The sequence below is a fragment of the Halorubrum sp. 48-1-W genome, from assembly GCF_003287355.1.
Taxonomy (GTDB): domain Archaea; phylum Halobacteriota; class Halobacteria; order Halobacteriales; family Haloferacaceae; genus Halorubrum.
This window is the reverse complement of sequence record NZ_QMIM01000016.1, coordinates 12,985-29,881: the sequence shown is the minus strand read 5'-3', so window position 1 is coordinate 29,881 and position 16,897 is coordinate 12,985. Positions and strand designations below refer to the sequence as shown.

General features: G+C 69.3%; 16 protein-coding genes. 11 read left to right on the top strand and 5 right to left on the bottom strand.

Annotated elements, in window-relative coordinates:
• Positions 1-23: 23 nt before the first annotated feature.
• The 3 genes from DQW50_RS08295 to DQW50_RS08285 form a co-directional block, all read right to left on the bottom strand.
• Complete coding sequence (locus DQW50_RS08295; protein WP_112078894.1) at positions 24-206, bottom strand: hypothetical protein; 183 nt, start codon at positions 204-206, stop codon at positions 24-26.
• A gap of 102 nt (positions 207-308) precedes the next feature.
• Positions 309-1,340 (bottom strand): phosphate uptake regulator PhoU, encoded by a 1,032-nt coding sequence (locus tag DQW50_RS08290; RefSeq protein WP_112078822.1) that lies wholly within the window; start codon positions 1,338-1,340, stop codon positions 309-311.
• A 121-nt stretch (positions 1,341-1,461) separates the two neighbouring features.
• Entirely contained in the window at positions 1,462-1,857 is a 396-nt protein-coding gene (locus tag DQW50_RS08285) for a hypothetical protein (RefSeq protein WP_112078821.1), read from the bottom strand.
• 100 nt (positions 1,858-1,957) lie between these two features.
• Between DQW50_RS08285 and aglJ the strand changes: the two genes are divergently transcribed.
• The 6 genes from aglJ to purK all read left to right on the top strand — a co-directional run bounded on the left by aglJ (position 1,958) and on the right by purK (position 8,617).
• A complete protein-coding gene (gene aglJ, locus DQW50_RS08280; RefSeq protein WP_112078820.1) occupies positions 1,958-3,037 on the top strand; it encodes an S-layer glycoprotein N-glycosyltransferase AglJ in 1,080 nt (359 codons plus the stop codon).
• Between the two features lie 74 nt (positions 3,038-3,111).
• Positions 3,112-4,326: an AI-2E family transporter gene (locus tag DQW50_RS08275; RefSeq protein WP_112078819.1), complete on the top strand. Its 1,215-nt coding sequence runs from the start codon at positions 3,112-3,114 to the stop codon at positions 4,324-4,326.
• Positions 4,327-4,354: 28 nt separating this feature from the next.
• Positions 4,355-5,506 (top strand): cell division protein FtsZ, encoded by a 1,152-nt coding sequence (locus DQW50_RS08270; RefSeq protein ID WP_112078818.1) that lies wholly within the window; start codon positions 4,355-4,357, stop codon positions 5,504-5,506.
• Positions 5,507-5,602: 96 nt separating this feature from the next.
• A complete protein-coding gene (locus DQW50_RS08265; RefSeq protein WP_112078893.1) occupies positions 5,603-6,346 on the top strand; it encodes a hypothetical protein in 744 nt (247 codons plus the stop codon).
• A 49-nt stretch (positions 6,347-6,395) separates the two neighbouring features.
• Positions 6,396-7,307 carry an NAD(P)-dependent oxidoreductase gene (locus DQW50_RS08260; RefSeq protein ID WP_112078817.1) on the top strand — a complete coding sequence of 304 codons (912 nt, stop codon included), beginning with the start codon at positions 6,396-6,398 and terminating at the stop codon, positions 7,305-7,307.
• A 137-nt stretch (positions 7,308-7,444) separates the two neighbouring features.
• Positions 7,445-8,617: a 5-(carboxyamino)imidazole ribonucleotide synthase gene (gene purK / locus DQW50_RS08255; protein WP_112078816.1), complete on the top strand. Its 1,173-nt coding sequence runs from the start codon at positions 7,445-7,447 to the stop codon at positions 8,615-8,617.
• 53 nt (positions 8,618-8,670) lie between these two features.
• Here the strand turns inward: purK and DQW50_RS08250 are convergent, their stop codons facing one another.
• Positions 8,671-10,395 (bottom strand): histidine kinase N-terminal 7TM domain-containing protein, encoded by a 1,725-nt coding sequence (locus DQW50_RS08250; RefSeq protein WP_112078815.1) that lies wholly within the window; start codon positions 10,393-10,395, stop codon positions 8,671-8,673.
• Positions 10,396-10,477: 82 nt separating this feature from the next.
• On the bottom strand, positions 10,478-12,019 hold the full coding sequence (locus tag DQW50_RS08245; protein WP_112078814.1) for a hypothetical protein: 1,542 nt from the start codon (positions 12,017-12,019) through the stop codon (positions 10,478-10,480).
• A 122-nt stretch (positions 12,020-12,141) separates the two neighbouring features.
• Here DQW50_RS08245 and ligA point away from each other — a divergent pair, with 122 nt between their 5' ends.
• From ligA to cdd, 5 genes are all read left to right on the top strand, one after another.
• Positions 12,142-14,013, top strand: coding sequence for an ATP-dependent DNA ligase LigA (gene ligA / locus DQW50_RS08240; protein WP_112078813.1), 1,872 nt, complete (start codon positions 12,142-12,144; stop codon positions 14,011-14,013).
• A gap of 42 nt (positions 14,014-14,055) precedes the next feature.
• Positions 14,056-14,913 carry a hypothetical protein gene (locus tag DQW50_RS08235; RefSeq protein WP_112078812.1) on the top strand — a complete coding sequence of 286 codons (858 nt, stop codon included), beginning with the start codon at positions 14,056-14,058 and terminating at the stop codon, positions 14,911-14,913.
• Positions 14,914-14,949: 36 nt separating this feature from the next.
• Entirely contained in the window at positions 14,950-15,684 is a 735-nt protein-coding gene (locus DQW50_RS08230; RefSeq protein WP_112078811.1) for an MBL fold metallo-hydrolase, read from the top strand.
• 96 nt (positions 15,685-15,780) lie between these two features.
• Positions 15,781-16,380, top strand: coding sequence for a GNAT family N-acetyltransferase (locus DQW50_RS08225; RefSeq protein WP_112078810.1), 600 nt, complete (start codon positions 15,781-15,783; stop codon positions 16,378-16,380).
• Between the two features lie 99 nt (positions 16,381-16,479).
• Positions 16,480-16,881, top strand: coding sequence for a cytidine deaminase (cdd, locus tag DQW50_RS08220; RefSeq protein ID WP_112078809.1), 402 nt, complete (start codon positions 16,480-16,482; stop codon positions 16,879-16,881).
• Positions 16,882-16,897 lie beyond the last annotated feature (16 nt).

Genomic DNA, 16,897 nt, shown 5'->3' with positions numbered 1-16,897 from the left:
CGTCGGGCTCCTCCGTCACGCCGTCACTCGAACGCCTGGATGGCGACGACCGCCAACAGCGCGAAGACGAACGCGGCCGCGAACCCCCATGCCTTGCCGTACTGGGTCGGGTGGCCGTACATCACGACTGCGCCGACCACCGCGACGGCCGACAGCGCGAGCGTCACGCCGATCCCCTTGTCGGACGCGATGGATCCCTCGGTCATACGCATCGCTTCGCGGGTGGACACTTAGTTCATGCGAACCTGGCGATCCGCGTGGGTGCGTGGGAGCGTCCGCGGGTGCCACCGACGGCTAGACGATGTCGACTAGACGATGTCGACGTGGTCGGACGCCTCGTTGAGCGCGAGGTTCGCGGCGATCTCGGCGTTCCGCATGGCGTACTCGGCCGTGTGCTGGAGGCTGACGAGTACTTCCCGCGTCATCAACAGGACGTCGTTGTCGAGGTCGTCCGGGAGCTCGCCGAGGATCTCCTGTTCGCGGTCCTCCAGACGGGAGAAGAGGTCCCGGCACTCGACGGTGAGGTCGTAGTCGCGCTCGACGACGGCCCGGACCGCGAGCGCCGTGAGCTCGTCGACCTGGTCCGTGAACTCGCGGATCTGCCGCATCGTGGCTTTGTCGACGTCGAGCGTGTGACCGTCGGCCTCCATCACGATGTCGGCGATGTCCTCGGCGTTGTCGGCGGTGAGCTCGAGGTTCTTTGCGACCGACCGGTAGCCGATGAGGGGGAACCCCTCCTCCAGCCCGACCGCCCGGGCGAGGTTCGGGTTCTGGTAGGCGGTGAATATCAACCGCAGGAGGAGCACGAATATCTTGTTCGCCTGTCGCTCGCGGTTGAGCGCGCGCTGGGCGAGGTCGGCGTTGCCGTGGGCGAGCGCCTTGACGGCCTCGCCGCGCATCGTCGATCCGGTGTTCTCCAACCGCTCCAGCAGGTTGTCGAGCGTGAAATCCTCGGGGTCGACGGAACATCGGATCGAGATGTCCTCCGGCGTCTCCTCTATCACGCCGAGGCCCATGAGCTGGGTCTCGGCTTTGTACACCGCGTTGATGTGTTCGCTGTCGAGGGTTCCCTCGCTCCGGACGTGGATCACCCGCCGACCGAGCACGTACTGGGCGACGACGGCCCGCTCGAGCGCCCGGGCGTCGAGCCCGTCCGCGTTGATCACGGCCTCCGATTCCTCCGAGCTCACCGACTCGGGGAGCACCGTCAGCGTCCCCTTTCCGCCCATCCGCAGGGATACCTCGTCGCCCTTGTTCACCCCGTGTTCCTTTGCCCACTCGGCAGGGAGCGTCATCGCCAGTGTCGACGGCCCCAGTCGCTGGACCTTCCGCGTTTCCATATCCCTTGGTATCGTGTGAGATACCTTAACCTTGTTCCTATGTTCATTATACTCTCGATCGGATATACAAGGTGATACCTCGTGGAGGTGATCGATCGTGGAGTTGTCCGCGCCCTCGGGTTCACTCCCCCTCGATAGAGACGGGATCGAACGAGCGGAGGATCTCGGCGAGCGCGCTGGCGAGCTCTTCGAACCGACCGATCTCCATCGAATCGGTCGTCACCCAGACGCCGTGGTCGTTGGCGATCACGCGGGTGAGGTAGCCGTTTTCGAACACTCGAACGGTAAAGAAGTAGTCCCCGAGCTGGGTGTTGGCGTACAACGACTGCGCGTGGAACCCGTGGCGTTCGCTCTCGGCGAACCCGACGAGGTCGGCGGTCCTGCTCAGGTCGCTCCGCAAGTAGAGCTGCTCGACGGCGTCCGCGGTGAAGTACGTGAGGCTCCGAAGCTCGTCGCCCGTCGCGGTCCGTGCCGCACTGAGCAGCTCCTCGGTGTGCCTCTCGAGTGTTTGTGACATGTCACCACGTATGGTGGAGGGATACATGAGCGTGTGGGTCGCCCCTCGTTTTGCGACCGGAGGGACAGAGTTTAGCGACTCGGCCGACATCGCCCGGACGATGAGCGACTTCGACGACGTCTGTGTCCTACTGCCGGCCTACGAGGAGGCCGAGACCGTCGGGACCGTCGTCTCCTCGTTCCGAGAGGCGGGCCTCCCGAACGTCCTCGTCGTCGACGGCGGCTCGACGGATGGCACCCGCGAGATCGCAAGCGAGGCTGGCGCACGTGTCGTCGAACAGTCCGGGGAAGGGAAAGGTCAGGCGATCCGCGAGGGTGTCCGCGAGCACGTCGAGGCCCCGTACGTCCTGATGGCCGACGCCGACGCCACCTACGACGCGGGCGACGCCCACGCGATGCTGGAGCCGCTCCTCGCGGGCGAGGCCGAACACGTCGTCGGGAACCGTTTCGCGGACATGCGTCCGGGCGCGATGACGCGGCTGAACCGTGTCGGCAACCGCCTCATCAACGGGGCGTTCCGCGCGATCCACGGGGAGGACTACGGCGACATCCTCTCCGGCTACCGGGCGTTCACCCGCGAGTCGTTCGGCCGGCTCACCCTCACCGCCGACGGCTTCGGCGTCGAGACCGAGATGGCCGTCGAGTGCGTGAAACAGCGGGTCTCGGTCGCGGTCGTCCCCGTCACGTACCGGCCGCGCCCCGACGGCTCCTCGACGAACCTCCACCCGGTCCGCGACGGCGGCGTGATCTTCCTGGAGTTGTACCGGAAGGCGAAGACGAACAACCCGCTTTTTTACTTCGGGAGCGTCGGCACGGTCTCGACGCTCGCCGGGGCACTCATGGCTGCGTTCGTCCTCTACCGGTGGATCGTCTTCGACGTCGGCCACGAGATCATCGCGGTGGCCGCGACCGGCGCGATCATCCTCGGCATGCAACTCGTCGTGTTCGGCGTGCTCGCCGACATGATCCTCTCGTTACACCGAGAGCAACTGGACCGGCAGGACCGCGTCGTCGCGGAGCGGTTGGGGTCGTCCGCCGGCAACCGTGGCGGAGACCGTGACGGCGGGCGTTCCGCTACGGGGAGTGGGGCCTGCCAGTCGGGCGATGACGACCGACCCGACGACAGCCGGCTCGGCGAAGACCGACCCGACGACCTCACAACCGAGTCCACCCGTTCCTGACCGAGTCCACCCGTTCCTGAATCGGACGCTAGACCGTCCACACCATTTATATCCTGGGTCGAACACGTCCGCGCATGGACGAGAAGCGCTTCGTCGTCGCCCTCTTCGGTCTCACGGTCGCGCTCATCGCCGGCTACATCGCCTATCGCTTCGTCGCCGCCCTCACCGTCGCCGTCTTCCTGTATTACACTACCCGGCGGTTCTACCACTACCTCGAGCGGTTGCGGCTCCCCCCACGGGTCCGGGCGGTGACCGCGCTGTCGTTGATCGCCGTCCCGCTCATCCTGCTTTTGAGCTCGGCGGTGGTGCTGTTGGTGGTCGAGATTCGCCGGTTCATCGAGGAGTTCCCGATCGCCGAAACGCTCGGGTCGGGGAACCAGTGGGTAGAGCGGGTGACGGAGCTCTCTAACCTCTCGGTCGGAAACGTCGTCGAGGCGTACCGGTCGGGACAGTTCGACCCGCTCATCGACTTCCTCGTCGACAACGCCGCGCTGTTGACGAACACGGTATCGGGTCTGCTCCTCAACCTGCTCATCACCGTCATCGTCACCTACTACCTGCTCCTCGACGGCTCGAAGTTCCACGAGTGGGTGCTCCGGTTCGACGACGACGCGATCGTCCGCGAGTACTTCGAGGCGGCCGACGCGGAACTCGAGGCGGTGTTGTACGGGAACCTGCTCAACGTCATCGCGATATCGATCATTGCGATCGCGACGTACACCGGTTACAACGTGGTCGCGCCCGACGCCGTCGCGGTTCCGTACCCGACGCTCGCGGGTGCGCTCACGGGCGTCGCGAGCCTGATCCCGGTCATCGGCATGAAGATCGTCTACCTGCCGTTGACCGCGGCGACCGCGGTGCCGGCGATCATGAACGACGAGACCGCCTTGTTGGTGTACGTCGTCGGGTTCCTCCTCGTCGCCGTCGTCGTCGTCGACACGATCCCCGACATCGTACTGCGGCCGTACTTCAGCGGGAAGACGACGCACGTCGGGCTGTTGATGCTCGCGTACATCCTCGGCCCGGTCGTGTTCGGGTTCCACGGGCTGTTCCTCGCGCCCATCGTGTTGGTGCTCGTATTGACGTTCGGGGACACCGCGTTACCCCGACTGCTCGGCGTGGAGCCGGAGGCCCCCGCGGACCGGCTTCCCGACGGTCAACGGCGGCTCGACGAGTTCGAGTGGACGGTCCCCGACGACGGGTCCGGCGCGTCGGATCCTCGCGGCGACGACGACAACTGGCCCGGCGTCCCGGGCGACCGCGACCGCTCCCCGACCGGCCGAAGGTGATAAATCCCCGTTCGCCGACCGGAGACGTATGCGCGTACACGTCATCGGCCTCGGCGGGGCGGGTGGCCGGATCGTCGACCGGCTCACAGCCGACCACGACGGGGATGGCTTCCTCCACGGCGTCTCCGCGTTCGACACGGACATGGAGGCGCTCCGCCGGCTCGAGTCGCTCGGCGAGGAGCGACGATATCGGTTCGGGGACGCCGCCGGCGGCGACGGGCTCGACGGCGACCTCCACGCCGGCAGCGAACTCGGCGAGGTCCACGCGAGCGAACTCGGTCGGGCCCTCGACGACCAACGCCCGTCGCTCGCGGAGGCGTTCGTTCTCGTCGTCGGGGTCGGCGGCGCCGCCGGCGGTGGGGTCGCCCCGTCGCTCGCTGTGGAGCTCGACACGCTCTACGACGCACCGGTGTACGCGGTTGCCATCCTGCCCGCGGCCGCGGAGAGCGACCCGGACGCGGGGATGGAGACGGGGACCGGGCCCGGCGACGGGGCGGAACCGCGACGCCCGCTCGCGGAACGGAACGCGGCCCGAACGCTGGGGGCGCTCTCGGAGCGGACGGCGGCCGTCCTCCCCTTCGACACCGACGCGTGGCTGCGTCCCGGCGAGACGGTCCCGGACGCCCGTGACCGGCTGAACGGGACCGTCGCCGACCGGATCGCGGCGCTGTTCGGGGCGGGCGAGAGCGACGCCGACGTCGTCACCCCGCAACAGGTGCTCGACGCGAGCGACGTCGCCCGGGCGGTCGGCGACGACGGCGAGCTCGCGGCGGTAGGGTACGCGACCCAGGCGGTCGAGCCGCCGAAGACGGAGTCGCGGTTCGGTCTCGGGCTGTTCGGCTCCTCGGAGCCGGAGAAGGTGGACGCGAGCGCCGCGGTGTCGGCCGTCGAGACGGTGATCCGGAAGGCGACACGCGGGAAGAACACGGTCGAGGTCCCGGAGGGACGCGCCGACCGGACCCTGCTCGTCGTCGGCGGCCCGCCGCCGTGGCTCAACCGCGAGGCGATCGCCGACGGTCGACGGTGGCTCGCCGAGGAGACCGGTTCGGGGGCGATCCTGAGCGGGGACGCGCCCATCCCCGACGGCGAGGAGGTGTTCGCGATCGTGCTCCGGTCGGGGATCGACGAACCGGAGCGGATACGCGAGATCCGCGAGTCGATCCCGGGGCGGACCGAGTGATCCGCGACCGACTCGCGGGCGGACCGAGTGATCCGCGACCGACTCGAGCCGTCCGCGACCGAACCCGTTAACACCGTTCGTCGCCCGCTTCCGGACGTGAGTTCCCCTTCCGAGACCGCCGGGCTCGGCATCGACCTCGACGTGTCCGACGTCGAGGCGGTGGCCGACCAGCGCGACGAGCTGGTCGCCGCCGTCCGCGACCACGCCGGCGGGATCGCCTACCTGCTCGCCAAGCTCCAGGGTGGCGACTACGGCCGCAAGGCGCTGTCGACGGCGGGCGGCGAGTGGACGGTCAAACACGAGGCCGGCGAGCTGGAGTTCCTGTTGTTCTCGCCGAAGAGCGGGTCCGACACCTACGTCGTCTCGACGAAACAGCCGCCCGATCCCTCGGGGCTCTCGCCCGCGCTGGCCGACTACCCGAACATGGTCACCGCCTGGAACGCGTACGTCGATTCGCTGTCGGGCGTGCTCGACGGGGTCTCCGCGGAGTTCCCCGACCCCGCCTCGACCGACGGCGTCGTCGCCGAGCGCGACCGGGTGCTCGATTCGATCCGTGAGACGTGCGGCGTCGTCGCGGGCGAGGTGTACCGGTACGAGGGCGACGACTACGGGACGTTCACCGCCCGCGTCGACGGCGACCGCTGGGAGCTCAAGTGGGAGGAGGGTGCGGTGTCGTACCTCCGCGTCGGCGGCTCCGGCGGGCTCTACCTCCTCTCACAGTACGGGGCCCCCTCGGCTGTCGACGTGCGCGAGTACGCCGAGTCGTTCGCGGGCTTCGTCGAGGCGTACAACGAGTTCGTGGAGGGGTTGGAAAGCGACCTCGAGACCGTCTCGGTGTAGAGGCGGCCGCCAGGGTCAGGTTTATGTCGTACTCCTCGCCACTGGGAGTATGCCGACAGCAACAGCCGGATTCGTTGGACTCGGGATCATGGGCCTGCCGATGGCGAAGAACCTTCTCGACGCGGGGTACGACGTCGTGGGGCACAACCGCTCGGCCGAGCCGGTCGAGGAACTCGTCGAGTACGGCGGCGAGGACGGCGGATCGCCCGCGGGCGTCGCCGAGCGGAGCGACGTGGTCTTCCTGTGTCTCCCCGACTCGCCGGCCGTGGCGGACGTCGTGCTCGGCGAGGACGGCGAGCCCGACCCGGTGATCGACGGCGTGAGCGCGGGGATGACGGTCGTGGACCACTCGACCATCTCGCCGACGGTCGCGGAAGCGGTCGCCGAACAGCTCGCGGAAGAGGGCGTCGACACCCTCGACGCGCCCATCTCGGGCGGCGAGTCCGGCGCGATCGAGGGGACGCTCTCGATCATGGTCGGCGGCGACGAGGACGTCCTCGCGGAGTGGACGGACGCCCTCGAGGTCATGGGCGAGACGGTGACACACTGCGGGCCGAGCGGGGCCGGCCAGACGACGAAGGCGTGCAACCAGATCGTCGTCGCCGCCCAGATGGTCGGGGTGAGCGAGGCGCTGGTGTTCGCGCACAACGCGGGCGCGAACCTCGAGGCGGTCGTGGACGCGATAAGCGGCGGCGCGGCCGGCTGTTGGACGCTCGACAATCGCGCCCCGTCGATGATCCGCGGCGACTTCGACCCGGGCTTCTTCGCGGAGTACCAGTACAAGGACCTCCGGATCGCGACGGACGCCGGCGAGACGTTCGGCTCGCCGATGCCCCAGACCGAGCTCGCCCACGAGCTGTACAAGTCGATGGTCCAGAACGACATGGGCCGCGACGACAACTCGGGCGTGATGCAGGTCCTCGAGATGCTGGCCGGCGAGGAGGCGCGGATCGACGGCTGAACGGGACCGAGACAGGGGATCTGTGTCGCCGACGCCGAGGTCCACGGCGAGCGCCGACCCGAGACGATCCACACACGTGTATATCGATCGGTGGATTGAGGAATGTTTATTCGTCGACGTTCAATACTCCGGCGTAGATGTCGATCACGCTTCCCGGCCCGACCCTGGGCGTCGTCGGCGGGGGACAGCTCGGACGGATGCTCGCGGAGGCGGCCTCGCCGCTCGGCGTCGACGTCGTCGTGTTGGACCCCACGCCGGCGTGTCCGGCGTCGGGCGTCGCCCGCGACCAGATCGTCGCCGATTTCGACGACTCCGACGGTATCTTCGAGCTCGCCGCGCGCGTCGACGCGCTCACCTTCGAGATCGAGCTCGCCGACCCCGAGGTGTTGGCTGCGGCGGGCGAGGAACACGACGTGCCGGTCCACCCGGACCCGGGGACCCTCGAGACGATCCAGGACAAGCTGGTCCAGACTGAGGCGCTCGCGGACGCCGGGATCCCCGTCCCGGAGTTCGCCGCGGTCGCGACCGCCAGGGGGCTCGAGCGCGTCGTCGAGGAGTTCGACGGCGTCATGCTCAAGGCGCGCCGCGGCGGGTACGACGGTCGCGGGAACGTCCCGGTCCACGAGCCGAGCGGGGCGGCCGACGCGCTCGCGGCGGTCGGCGGTGACGCGATGGCCGAGCGGTTCGTCGACTTCGAGCGCGAGATCGCCGTGATGGGACTGAAGGGTGCCGACGGCGCGACGCGGACCTACCCTGTGACGGAGACGATCCACCGCGAGGAGATCCTCCGCGAGAGCGTGGCCCCCGCCCGCGCGAGCGACGAGGTGATCGCCCGCGCCGAGGCGGTCGCGACGGACGTCCTCGAGTTCCTCGACGGGCGGGGCGTCTACGGGATCGAGCTGTTCGAGACCCGCGAGGGCGACGTGCTCGTCAACGAGATCGCGCCGCGTCCCCACAACTCCGGACACTGGACGATCGAGGGAACGCGAACCTCGCAGTTCGAGAACCACGTCCGCGCCGTCCTCGGCTGGCCGCTGGGGCCGACCGAACTCGTCGCGCCCGCGGTCACCGCGAACGTGCTCGGGGACACCGACGAGAGCCGCCCCGCGACCCTCCGGGGCGTCGAGGCGGTCCTCGGCGCGCCGGAGGCCGACCTCCACTGGTACGGCAAGGACGACGCGCGCCCGCTCCGGAAGATGGGCCACCTGACGCTGACCGACGGGACCCTCGATTCCGACGGTGCCACCCGCGACGCGCTGTTGTCGCGGGCCCGGGAGCTTCGCGACGGGCTGACGTTCCGCGAGGCGTAGGAGGCCGTTCTCGGGATCGTTCCTCCGAGCCGACGTTCACGACGAGCCGACGTTCACGACGAGTCGACAGGTGAGCCGGTCGGTTCCTCGGCCGTCCCGGCCTCGCCGAACTCGACACCAGTGATCTCGAACCGGGCACCGCCCTCCCCACCCTCGACCACCTCGATCGACCAGCCGTGGGCCTCGACGACGTCGCGAACGATCGCCAGTCCGAGCCCCGTCCCCGACCCACGGGTCGTGAAGCCGACGTCGAAGACGCTCTCGCGTTCGGACTCGGGGATTCCGGGACCGTCGTCCGCGAGGTAGAACCCGTCCGACAGCCGGCCGGCGGCCACCGTCACCGGTCCGTCCGCGTGGTCGCGGGCGTTCCGCAGGACGTTGTCGAGGACCTGGCGTAGCCGGGCAGGGTCGGCGAGAACACTCGTCTCGTCGACCGCGTCGTCGACGACCACCGTCAGATCGTCGTCCGCGATATCGGTCTCGACCGTCTCGAGGATCGCCCGCAGCCGGACCGGCTCGACCACGGTCACGACCTCGCCCCGTCTCGAGAGCTGTAGCAGGTCCTCGAGGAACTCGGTCATGCGGTCGACGGTATCGCCGATCACCTCGAAGTGTTCCGGGTCGTTCGTCTCGCTCGCGAGGTCCGCGTAGCCACCGATGACCGAAAGGGGGTTTCGGAGGTCGTGTGAGACGATCCCCGCGAAGGCGTCCAGCCGCTCGTTCCGTTCCTCCAGGGCCCGGCGCTGCTCTTCGATCGTGGTCACGTCCCCGATCAGGACGACCCGGCCGTACGTCTCGCTGTTCCGCCGCAGCGGCGACTGGCTCAACCGGAGGAACCGCTCCCCGTCCGTGCCGTCCCGGGTCACGAGGACGGAAGCGCCCGCTTCAGTCTCGAGCCGGTCGTACTCCGGGAGCCGTGCCGATATCGACGCGCCGATCGCCGTCGTCCGGTCGCCGACGACGGCCTCCGCCGCCGGGTTGACGTCGACTATCGTCCCCCCGGCGTCGACGACGACCACGCCGTCGTCCATCTCCGAGAGGACGACCCGCGAGGCGATGGGTGTCAGATCGAGGAGCCGGTAGCGGAACACGGCGACGCCGAAACACGCCGTCGAGAGCGAAATCGAGACGGGAGTCAGGTTCACGGCTGTCGTCCCGAACGGCGGCAGCGAGAGGACCTCGAAGACGTTCAACGCGAGGGGAACCGTCGCCCCGACGATCAGGAGCGCAGCCTGCCGTCTGATCCGTCCGCCAGACCGGAGCGCGTGGTCGACGACGAGCCCTGCGCCCCCGACGACCGCGACATACGAGAAGGCGAGGTGAGCTTGATACGCCGGACCCAGCGTCGTCTCGAGCCGGGTCAACGACCCGATCGTGACGAGTTCCGCGTCCACCAGCACCAACGAGTACGGGTTCGCGACAAGGAGTACGACCACTACAGCGGGGATCGCCGTGAGCGCCGTGACGACGATCGGCGTGAGCCGGTCTCCCCGACCGCTGTACGCCAGCGCGAACGCCAGCCAGGCTGACGGCGTGGCGGCCCCGCCGACGTGTAACACCCGGTAGGCGAACAGCTTCGCCTCGAGGCCGGTGCTCGCGAGCTGGATCCCGTACGTCACGGCCCACACCGCCGCCGAGAGACAGAGGACGACGAACGTGGTGACAGTGCGGTTCCGTCTCTCCCGTGGGACCGACACGATCCCGTACCCGGCCCAGATAGACGCCACCAGCGCCGAGAGAAAGAGCAGAAGCACGTACGACGTCGATTGCCAGGGCATGTGGTCGGAGCTAGCAGAAGATAGGGCGATCAGTATTTAAAATGGAGGAAAGGATCCGGGTCACGTCCGCACATCATACGCGTCACCAGTCGGAGAACCCGCCGTCGATGAGGGTGTCTGCCTGCCGTTCGATGTACGCCCGCTGGGTGTCGTGGACCGCGTCGGCGAACGGCTCGCCGTCCGCCAGCCGTGACCGGACGCCCGTCCGCTTCCAGCCGGCCGGGGTGACCCCGTGCTCGACCCGGTACCTGAGCGGCGCGAGCCACGACTCGGCCTCGGCCTCCGAACAGCCGGCCGTCCGGAGACCGGCGGCCGCGTGGTCGAGGAGGTCCGCGTACATCGCCGTCGCGTCCGTGGTGTGTTCGCCGTCGTAGCCGATCCACTCCATCTCGGCGTCGAGTCCGTCCGCGACCGCGGCGTAGAAGTTGTCGCGTGCGGTCTCCCACTCCAGCCCGATGACGGGGTGTTCGTGTCGCGGGAGCGCGCCCATCAGCCCGGCGAACGCGGCCTGGAACGCGATCGAGTCGCGCACCGTGGGCTGTGCGGGCACCGGTCGGAACTCGATCCGGGCGTTCGCGCTCGAGCGGGTCGCCCCCTCGAACACCGGACGGACCCATCGCCAGTAGGTGCCGTGTTTCGTTCGGAACGTGGCGAAGCCGTCGTCGAACCGGTCGGTGCCGTCCGATTCGGGCATCGGTATCAGCGTCTCGTCGCCCGCGATCCGGTCGACGGCGGTCTCGACGTCGTGGAAGTCGTGCGGGAACCGCACCTTCTCGGCGTCGGTCCGGGCGTTGAGCACGGACTCGAACACGTGGATCCGGTTCTCCGTCGCGCCCTCCTCGAGGACCCGCTCCGCGTCCCAGTCGTCGTCGTAGAGGTCCGGTGGGAGGAACGGCGAGTTCACGCCGAGCGCTAAAAGCGGTCCCGCGATCCGGAGTGCGTATCGAAAGTGAACGGGGAGCGTATCGGCCTGTGCGACCTGGTAGTGCGGCTGGATCGAGGTGATGAGGCTCTCGGGCATCACGGTGTCCGCGTGGAGCGTGACGCCGGGTGCCTCCATGGCGACGGGCGCGTCGTCGCCCGCGTTCGCCATCGCGTGGTAGCGGACGGCGTCGCTCATGTTGGCCGCGACGGTCACGCCGTCGAGGTCGACGCTGTCGGTGAGATATTCCCGTGCCGTCTCGCCCGCGGGCGGGATGGTCCAGACGCCGTCGGAGACGAGCCGCATCCCCTCGACCCCGGCGGTGTTCTCCGCGGCCTCCAACCGGGCGCGGACCTCCGCGAGCTGGGCGCGCAGGCCGTGGTCCGAGAGCGGCTGGGGGCTCGTCGACATCTCGGCGTTGTGGAGCCCGAGCTCCTTCTCGAAGCCCATCAGCTCCAACAGGCGGCGCGGTACGCGCATCAGAGCGTACTCGCCGGCACGGGACTCCTCGCTCCAGCGGCCGTCGGCGACGGCGTAGAACTCGTACTCGAAGCCGACGATCGACTGGTGGTTGTCGAACGCCCCGTCGTGTAGCCCCTGTTTGACGACCTCCGCCTCCTCCTCGGCGCGCACGGCGAACTCGTCCGCGTCGACGGCGAGCGCCTCCCGGACGCCGTCGGCCAGGGCCGACTCGGTACTCATGCGATGGCCGGACGACCTCCGATAATAAAAGAGCCCCGACCCGGAGTCTCGGTTCGTTCCGCACGCGTCGACGGCCCGTCCCGCATCGGCGCGTTTTTGCCCGCCGATCGCCGATCCGGGGCATGGAGTTCGCCGCGTTCGCCGAGCGGGTGGAGCGACTGGAGTCCGAGCCGGCCGACCTCGAGACGACGGCGCTCGTCGCGGAGCTGTTCGCGGACGCCGGCGACGACCTCGAGACGGTGACGCGGTTCCTGCTCGGCCGGACGTACCCCGCACACGACGACCGAACCATCGACGTCGGTCCCGCCTCGTGTCGCGAGGCCATCGCCCGCGCAGCCGGCCCGAACGTCACCGCTGAGGACGTGGAGGAGCGGCTCGCGAGCCGAGGTGAGATCGGCGCGGTCGCCGCCGGGTTCGACTTCGGCGGCCAGCGAGGGCTCTCCGCGTTCGGGGCCGGGAGCGACCCGCTCTCGGTCGCCGAGGTCGACGGGACGCTCCGGGAGCTCGCGGCCTCGACGGGCGAGGGAAGCGAGTCTTACAAAGTCGACGCGCTGTTCGGGTTGTTCAATCGGTGCGACCCAGCCGAGGCGAAGACGCTCGCGCGCCTGGTGCTCGGCGAGATGCGGATCGGCGTCGGCGAAGGCACCGTTCGGGACGCGATCGCCGAGGCGTTCCTCGCGGAGGACGGCGGGGTCGGCGGTGACGAGGGAGGCGGTGGCGAGGGAGGCGGCGGTGGCGAGGGGGACGGCGAGGACGGTGGAGCCGACAACGAGGGGGAGGAGAACGCGGAGAGCGCGACCGACGAGGAGAACGCGGAGAGCGCGACCGACGAGGCGAACGCGGCGGTCGAGCGCGCGCTCCAGGTGACGAACGATTACGGGCACGTCGCACGGCTGGCCCGGGAGTCGGGGATCGAGGGGCTGAACGCCGAACGGATCCGGGTCGGCAGGCCGGTCCAGGCGATGCTGGCGCAGGCGGGAACCGCCGCCGACGCCGTCGAGTCGTTCGGCGAGGTCGCCGTCGAGACGAAGTTCGACGGGGCCCGCGTTCAGGTCCACTACGCGCCGGGGTCCGACGGAGCCGGCCCGCGACTCTACTCGCGGAACATGGACGACGTGACCGACGCGCTCCCGGAGATCGTCGAGTACGTCTCCGAGCGGGTCGAGGTACCCGTGGTCCTCGACGGGGAGATCGTCGCCGTCGACGACGACGGCTCCCCCCTGCCGTTCCAGGAGGTGCTCCGTCGGTTCCGTCGGAAACACGACGTGGACCGGATGCGCGAGGCGGTCACCTGCCGTCTTCACGCGTTCGACTGCCTGCTCGTGGGCGACGACGACGAACTCGACGACCTCCTCGCGAAACCGCTCCGACTCCGTCACGACCGGCTCGTCGACGTCGTTCCCGACGCTGCCGCGGACCTGCGGACCGTCGACGACGTGGAGACGATCGCCCGGCTCGAGTCGACGGCCCTCGAGGCGGGTCACGAGGGCGTCATGCTGAAGGACCCTGCGTCGGCGTACACGCCCGGAAACCGCGGTCGTGAGTGGCTGAAACGGAAGCCTGACGTGGAGACGCTCGACGCCGTCGTGGTCGGCGCGGAGTGGGGCGAGGGGCGTCGTGCGGAGCTGTTCGGGACGTTCCTGCTCGCGGTCCGCGACGGCGACGAGTACGAACCGATCGGGAAGGTCGCCACCGGCCTCTCCGACGAGGAACTCGAGGATCTCACGGCGCGGCTGGAACCGCACGTCGTCGCCGAGTCGGGGACGGAGCTACGGATCCGGCCCGAAGTCGTCCTCGAGGTCGGCTACGAGGAGATCCAGACCTCCCCGACGTACGGCTCCGGGTACGCCCTCCGGTTCCCCCGGTTCGTCGGCGTCCGCGAGGACAAGTCTGCGGGGGACGTCGACACCCTGGAACGGGTCGCGAGGCTCGCAGACGGGGAGGGCGGGTCGGACGAGAACGAGACGAAGGACGACGGCCCGGATCGAGCGTGACGGACGCGAAAGGGCTTTCGAGTCGGGGTCGTACGGATAGCCATGCCAGATCCCCTCGGCGACGCCGCGCGGCGGCGGCTGACGGAGGCAGTGACGGACCGGCTCGCGGCGTGCGGCTACGACGTCTCCCGGCCGGAGACCCGAGCCGAGCCGCCGGCGATCGCCGTACGGGGCGAGGAGACGTTCGGGGTCGAACCGCTCACCGAGGCGGATGCCACGCCGACGACGGTCGTCTCGCGGCTCGGTCACGCAATCGATCGCGACCGTCGGGCGCTGTTCGTCGTCGCCGACTCCGAGGTCGCGGCCGCGGTTCGATCGGTCCTCACCGACCCGCCGCTCCTCGTCGACGAGACGGACGGTCGCCGGACGTTCCACGCGGGTCCCGACCGGGTCGCCGTCGACACCGAAGGACTTCCGGGGGCCACCGGCGGCTACGCCTGCGTTCGCGTCGAGGACCTCGTCGGTCGAAAGGCGGGATCCGACGCGGATCCGACGTTCCGCTGGCGGGAGACGGACACGCCGTCCGGTCCTGTTCCGTCCGTGAACGGGGTCGATACAGCCGCGAGTGGGCCGGACGGTCGTCCGACCGTCCCGCGACTGGTGTGTGAGGCCGACGATCGGGTCGTCGCCGTGCTCGCGGGCACGGCGAGCCTTCGGACGCCGCCTGCTGGGGCGTTCCCGTACGTCTACCGTCGCGACCCGGCGGACAAGCGGTTCCGCGTGCGACACTGCGACGACGGGACCGTGGTCGAGACCGCGAGCGGCTTCGCGGCGATGCGCACCGCCGGGTTCGTGCCGATCCCGATGCCGCTCGTCCCCGAACACGTCCTCGGTCCTGGGGTCGACGTCGAGGACGCGTGGGAGATCGTCGTCGAGGAACCGATCGGACGTGACAAATAGCTACCCTCAAGGCGTCGACGGACCGTATCGTCCGATATGACCGTCAGATACGACGACCTCTCCGTGGAGTGGCTCGGCTACGCGACCGCCCGCGTCTCCGCTGTCGGCGAACCCGTCGTCTACACGGACCCCGGTCGGTACGGGGTGCTCGACGACTACTGGGCCCGCGACGGCGACGTCGTCGTCGTCACCCACGACCACCACTACGACCCGGCGGGGATCCGCTCCGTCGCCGACGTGGACGCGACGCTCGTGATCTACGACGCCGTCGACGCCGAGCGGATCGACCGCGATGTGGAGCCGATCGAGGCGCTGACAGCCGACTACGACGTGGTCCGCGTCGACGACGAGGCCCGCGTCGACGTCGAGACCGACGCCGGGACGGTGACGGTCTGGACGGTCCCAGCGCACAACGAGCCGGACGGCCCCTGTGCGAACGACGACGGGACGGTTCCACACCCGCCGGGGTTCGGCTGTGGGTTCCTGTTCTCGATCGGGGGCCGAACCGTGCTCTGGCCCGGCGACGGCGACGCGCTCGACGGGCTCGCCGAGCTCGACGTCGGCGTCCTCCTCGCGAACATCGGCGGGGGCGGGATCGTCTCCGACCGTCACACTGCCGCCGACCTCGCCGATCGCATGGGGCCCGACCTGGTCGTCCCGATACATTACGACACCTTCGACGCCCTGAAGGCGGATGGGGAGGCGTTCGCCGGCGACGTCGCGTCCCGGTCGATCCCGGTCGCGCTCGACGAGCGCTCCGTCGAGCGGTGAGGTCGGTCTCCATCGAGCGGTGAGGTCGGTCTCCATCGAGCGGTGACGGTTGGCCGCCGGCGAACCGTTTTTACTCTCGGCCTCGTAGGACAGCCTATGTACGTCCGCGACGCCAAGAACCGTGACGAGGCGTGGTTACTGGACGCGATCGAGCGGCTAGGGCTCGACGACGTTGCCTTCCGGTCACGGGACTACGTGATCGCGGTCGACGAGGAGTCGGGTGACAGGGCCGGCTTCGGTCGGCTCCGGCTTCATCGAGGCGACGACGTGGAGCGGATCGAGCTCACCGGGATCGGCGTGCTCCCGGAGTGGCGGGGGCGGGGCGTCGGGGCACACGTCGTCGAGCGGCTCGTCGATACCGCGTCCGCAGAGGGGTTCGAGACGGTGTACGTGCTCACTGACCAGCCCGACTACCTGACGCAGTTCGGCTTCGACGAGGTCGACACCGACGACCTCCCGTCAGCGCTCTCCGACCGATTGGCGGAGAAACGCGAGTTCCTCGGCGGCGGCGTGGTCGGGCTCCACGTCGACGTCGACGACTTCGAGATGCCGGATCGGCTCCGGGACGCGTTCAAGAACGCCGACGCCGGCGACCCCGACGGGGACGAAGGCGACACGGAGGAACCCGTCGAATCACCCGAGGACTTCGGGATCGACCCGGAGTCGGCGACCTACAAGTACGACACCGGGCGATAAACGACGGTGGGGAGTGAACGACACCGGGCGGTGGATACCCGACAGTAGATACCCGTCGGTGACCCGGTCGCTTATCGGGTCGCCCCTCGAGTGGCGAACATGGACCTGATCGAGGCCGCCCGTGACGCGCTCGCGGACGCTCACGTCCCGTACTCCGAGTACCGCGTCGGGGCCGCGCTCCGGACCGCGGACGGCACCGTCTACACCGGTTGTAACATCGAGAACGCCAACTACTCCAACAGCCTCCACGCCGAGGAGGTGGCGCTCGCGGAGGCAGTGAAGAACGGCCACCGGGAGTTCGACCGCTTGGCCGTCGCCTCGGGTGCGCGGGACGGCGTCACTCCCTGTGGGATGTGCCGACAGAGCCTCACCGAGTTCGCGGACGACGACCTCCCGGTGGTCTGTGACGAGGGCGACGGCGAGACCAGCGAGTACACGCTCGGCGAGCTCCTCCCGAACACCATCAGCGAGGGGACGCTCGACGACGCCCGCAACCGCTGAGTACGTCGCGTCGTTC

What these genes read in the sequence shown, in the direction of transcription:
- DQW50_RS08295 (WP_112078894.1), bottom strand. Translation starts at nt 206, where the DNA reads ATGACCGAGGGATCCATCGCGTCCGACAAGGGGATCGGCGTGACGCTC.
- DQW50_RS08290 (WP_112078822.1), bottom strand. Translation starts at nt 1,340, where the DNA reads ATGGAAACGCGGAAGGTCCAGCGACTGGGGCCGTCGACACTGGCGATG.
- DQW50_RS08285 (WP_112078821.1), bottom strand. Translation starts at nt 1,857, where the DNA reads ATGTCACAAACACTCGAGAGGCACACCGAGGAGCTGCTCAGTGCGGCA.
- aglJ (WP_112078820.1), top strand. Translation starts at nt 1,958, where the DNA reads ATGAGCGACTTCGACGACGTCTGTGTCCTACTGCCGGCCTACGAGGAG.
- DQW50_RS08275 (WP_112078819.1), top strand. Translation starts at nt 3,112, where the DNA reads ATGGACGAGAAGCGCTTCGTCGTCGCCCTCTTCGGTCTCACGGTCGCG.
- DQW50_RS08270 (WP_112078818.1), top strand. Translation starts at nt 4,355, where the DNA reads ATGCGCGTACACGTCATCGGCCTCGGCGGGGCGGGTGGCCGGATCGTC.
- DQW50_RS08260 (WP_112078817.1), top strand. Translation starts at nt 6,396, where the DNA reads ATGCCGACAGCAACAGCCGGATTCGTTGGACTCGGGATCATGGGCCTG.
- purK (WP_112078816.1), top strand. Translation starts at nt 7,445, where the DNA reads ATGTCGATCACGCTTCCCGGCCCGACCCTGGGCGTCGTCGGCGGGGGA.
- DQW50_RS08250 (WP_112078815.1), bottom strand. Translation starts at nt 10,395, where the DNA reads ATGCCCTGGCAATCGACGTCGTACGTGCTTCTGCTCTTTCTCTCGGCG.
- DQW50_RS08245 (WP_112078814.1), bottom strand. Translation starts at nt 12,019, where the DNA reads ATGAGTACCGAGTCGGCCCTGGCCGACGGCGTCCGGGAGGCGCTCGCC.
- ligA (WP_112078813.1), top strand. Translation starts at nt 12,142, where the DNA reads ATGGAGTTCGCCGCGTTCGCCGAGCGGGTGGAGCGACTGGAGTCCGAG.
- DQW50_RS08235 (WP_112078812.1), top strand. Translation starts at nt 14,056, where the DNA reads ATGCCAGATCCCCTCGGCGACGCCGCGCGGCGGCGGCTGACGGAGGCA.
- DQW50_RS08230 (WP_112078811.1), top strand. Translation starts at nt 14,950, where the DNA reads ATGACCGTCAGATACGACGACCTCTCCGTGGAGTGGCTCGGCTACGCG.
- DQW50_RS08225 (WP_112078810.1), top strand. Translation starts at nt 15,781, where the DNA reads ATGTACGTCCGCGACGCCAAGAACCGTGACGAGGCGTGGTTACTGGAC.
- cdd (WP_112078809.1), top strand. Translation starts at nt 16,480, where the DNA reads ATGGACCTGATCGAGGCCGCCCGTGACGCGCTCGCGGACGCTCACGTC.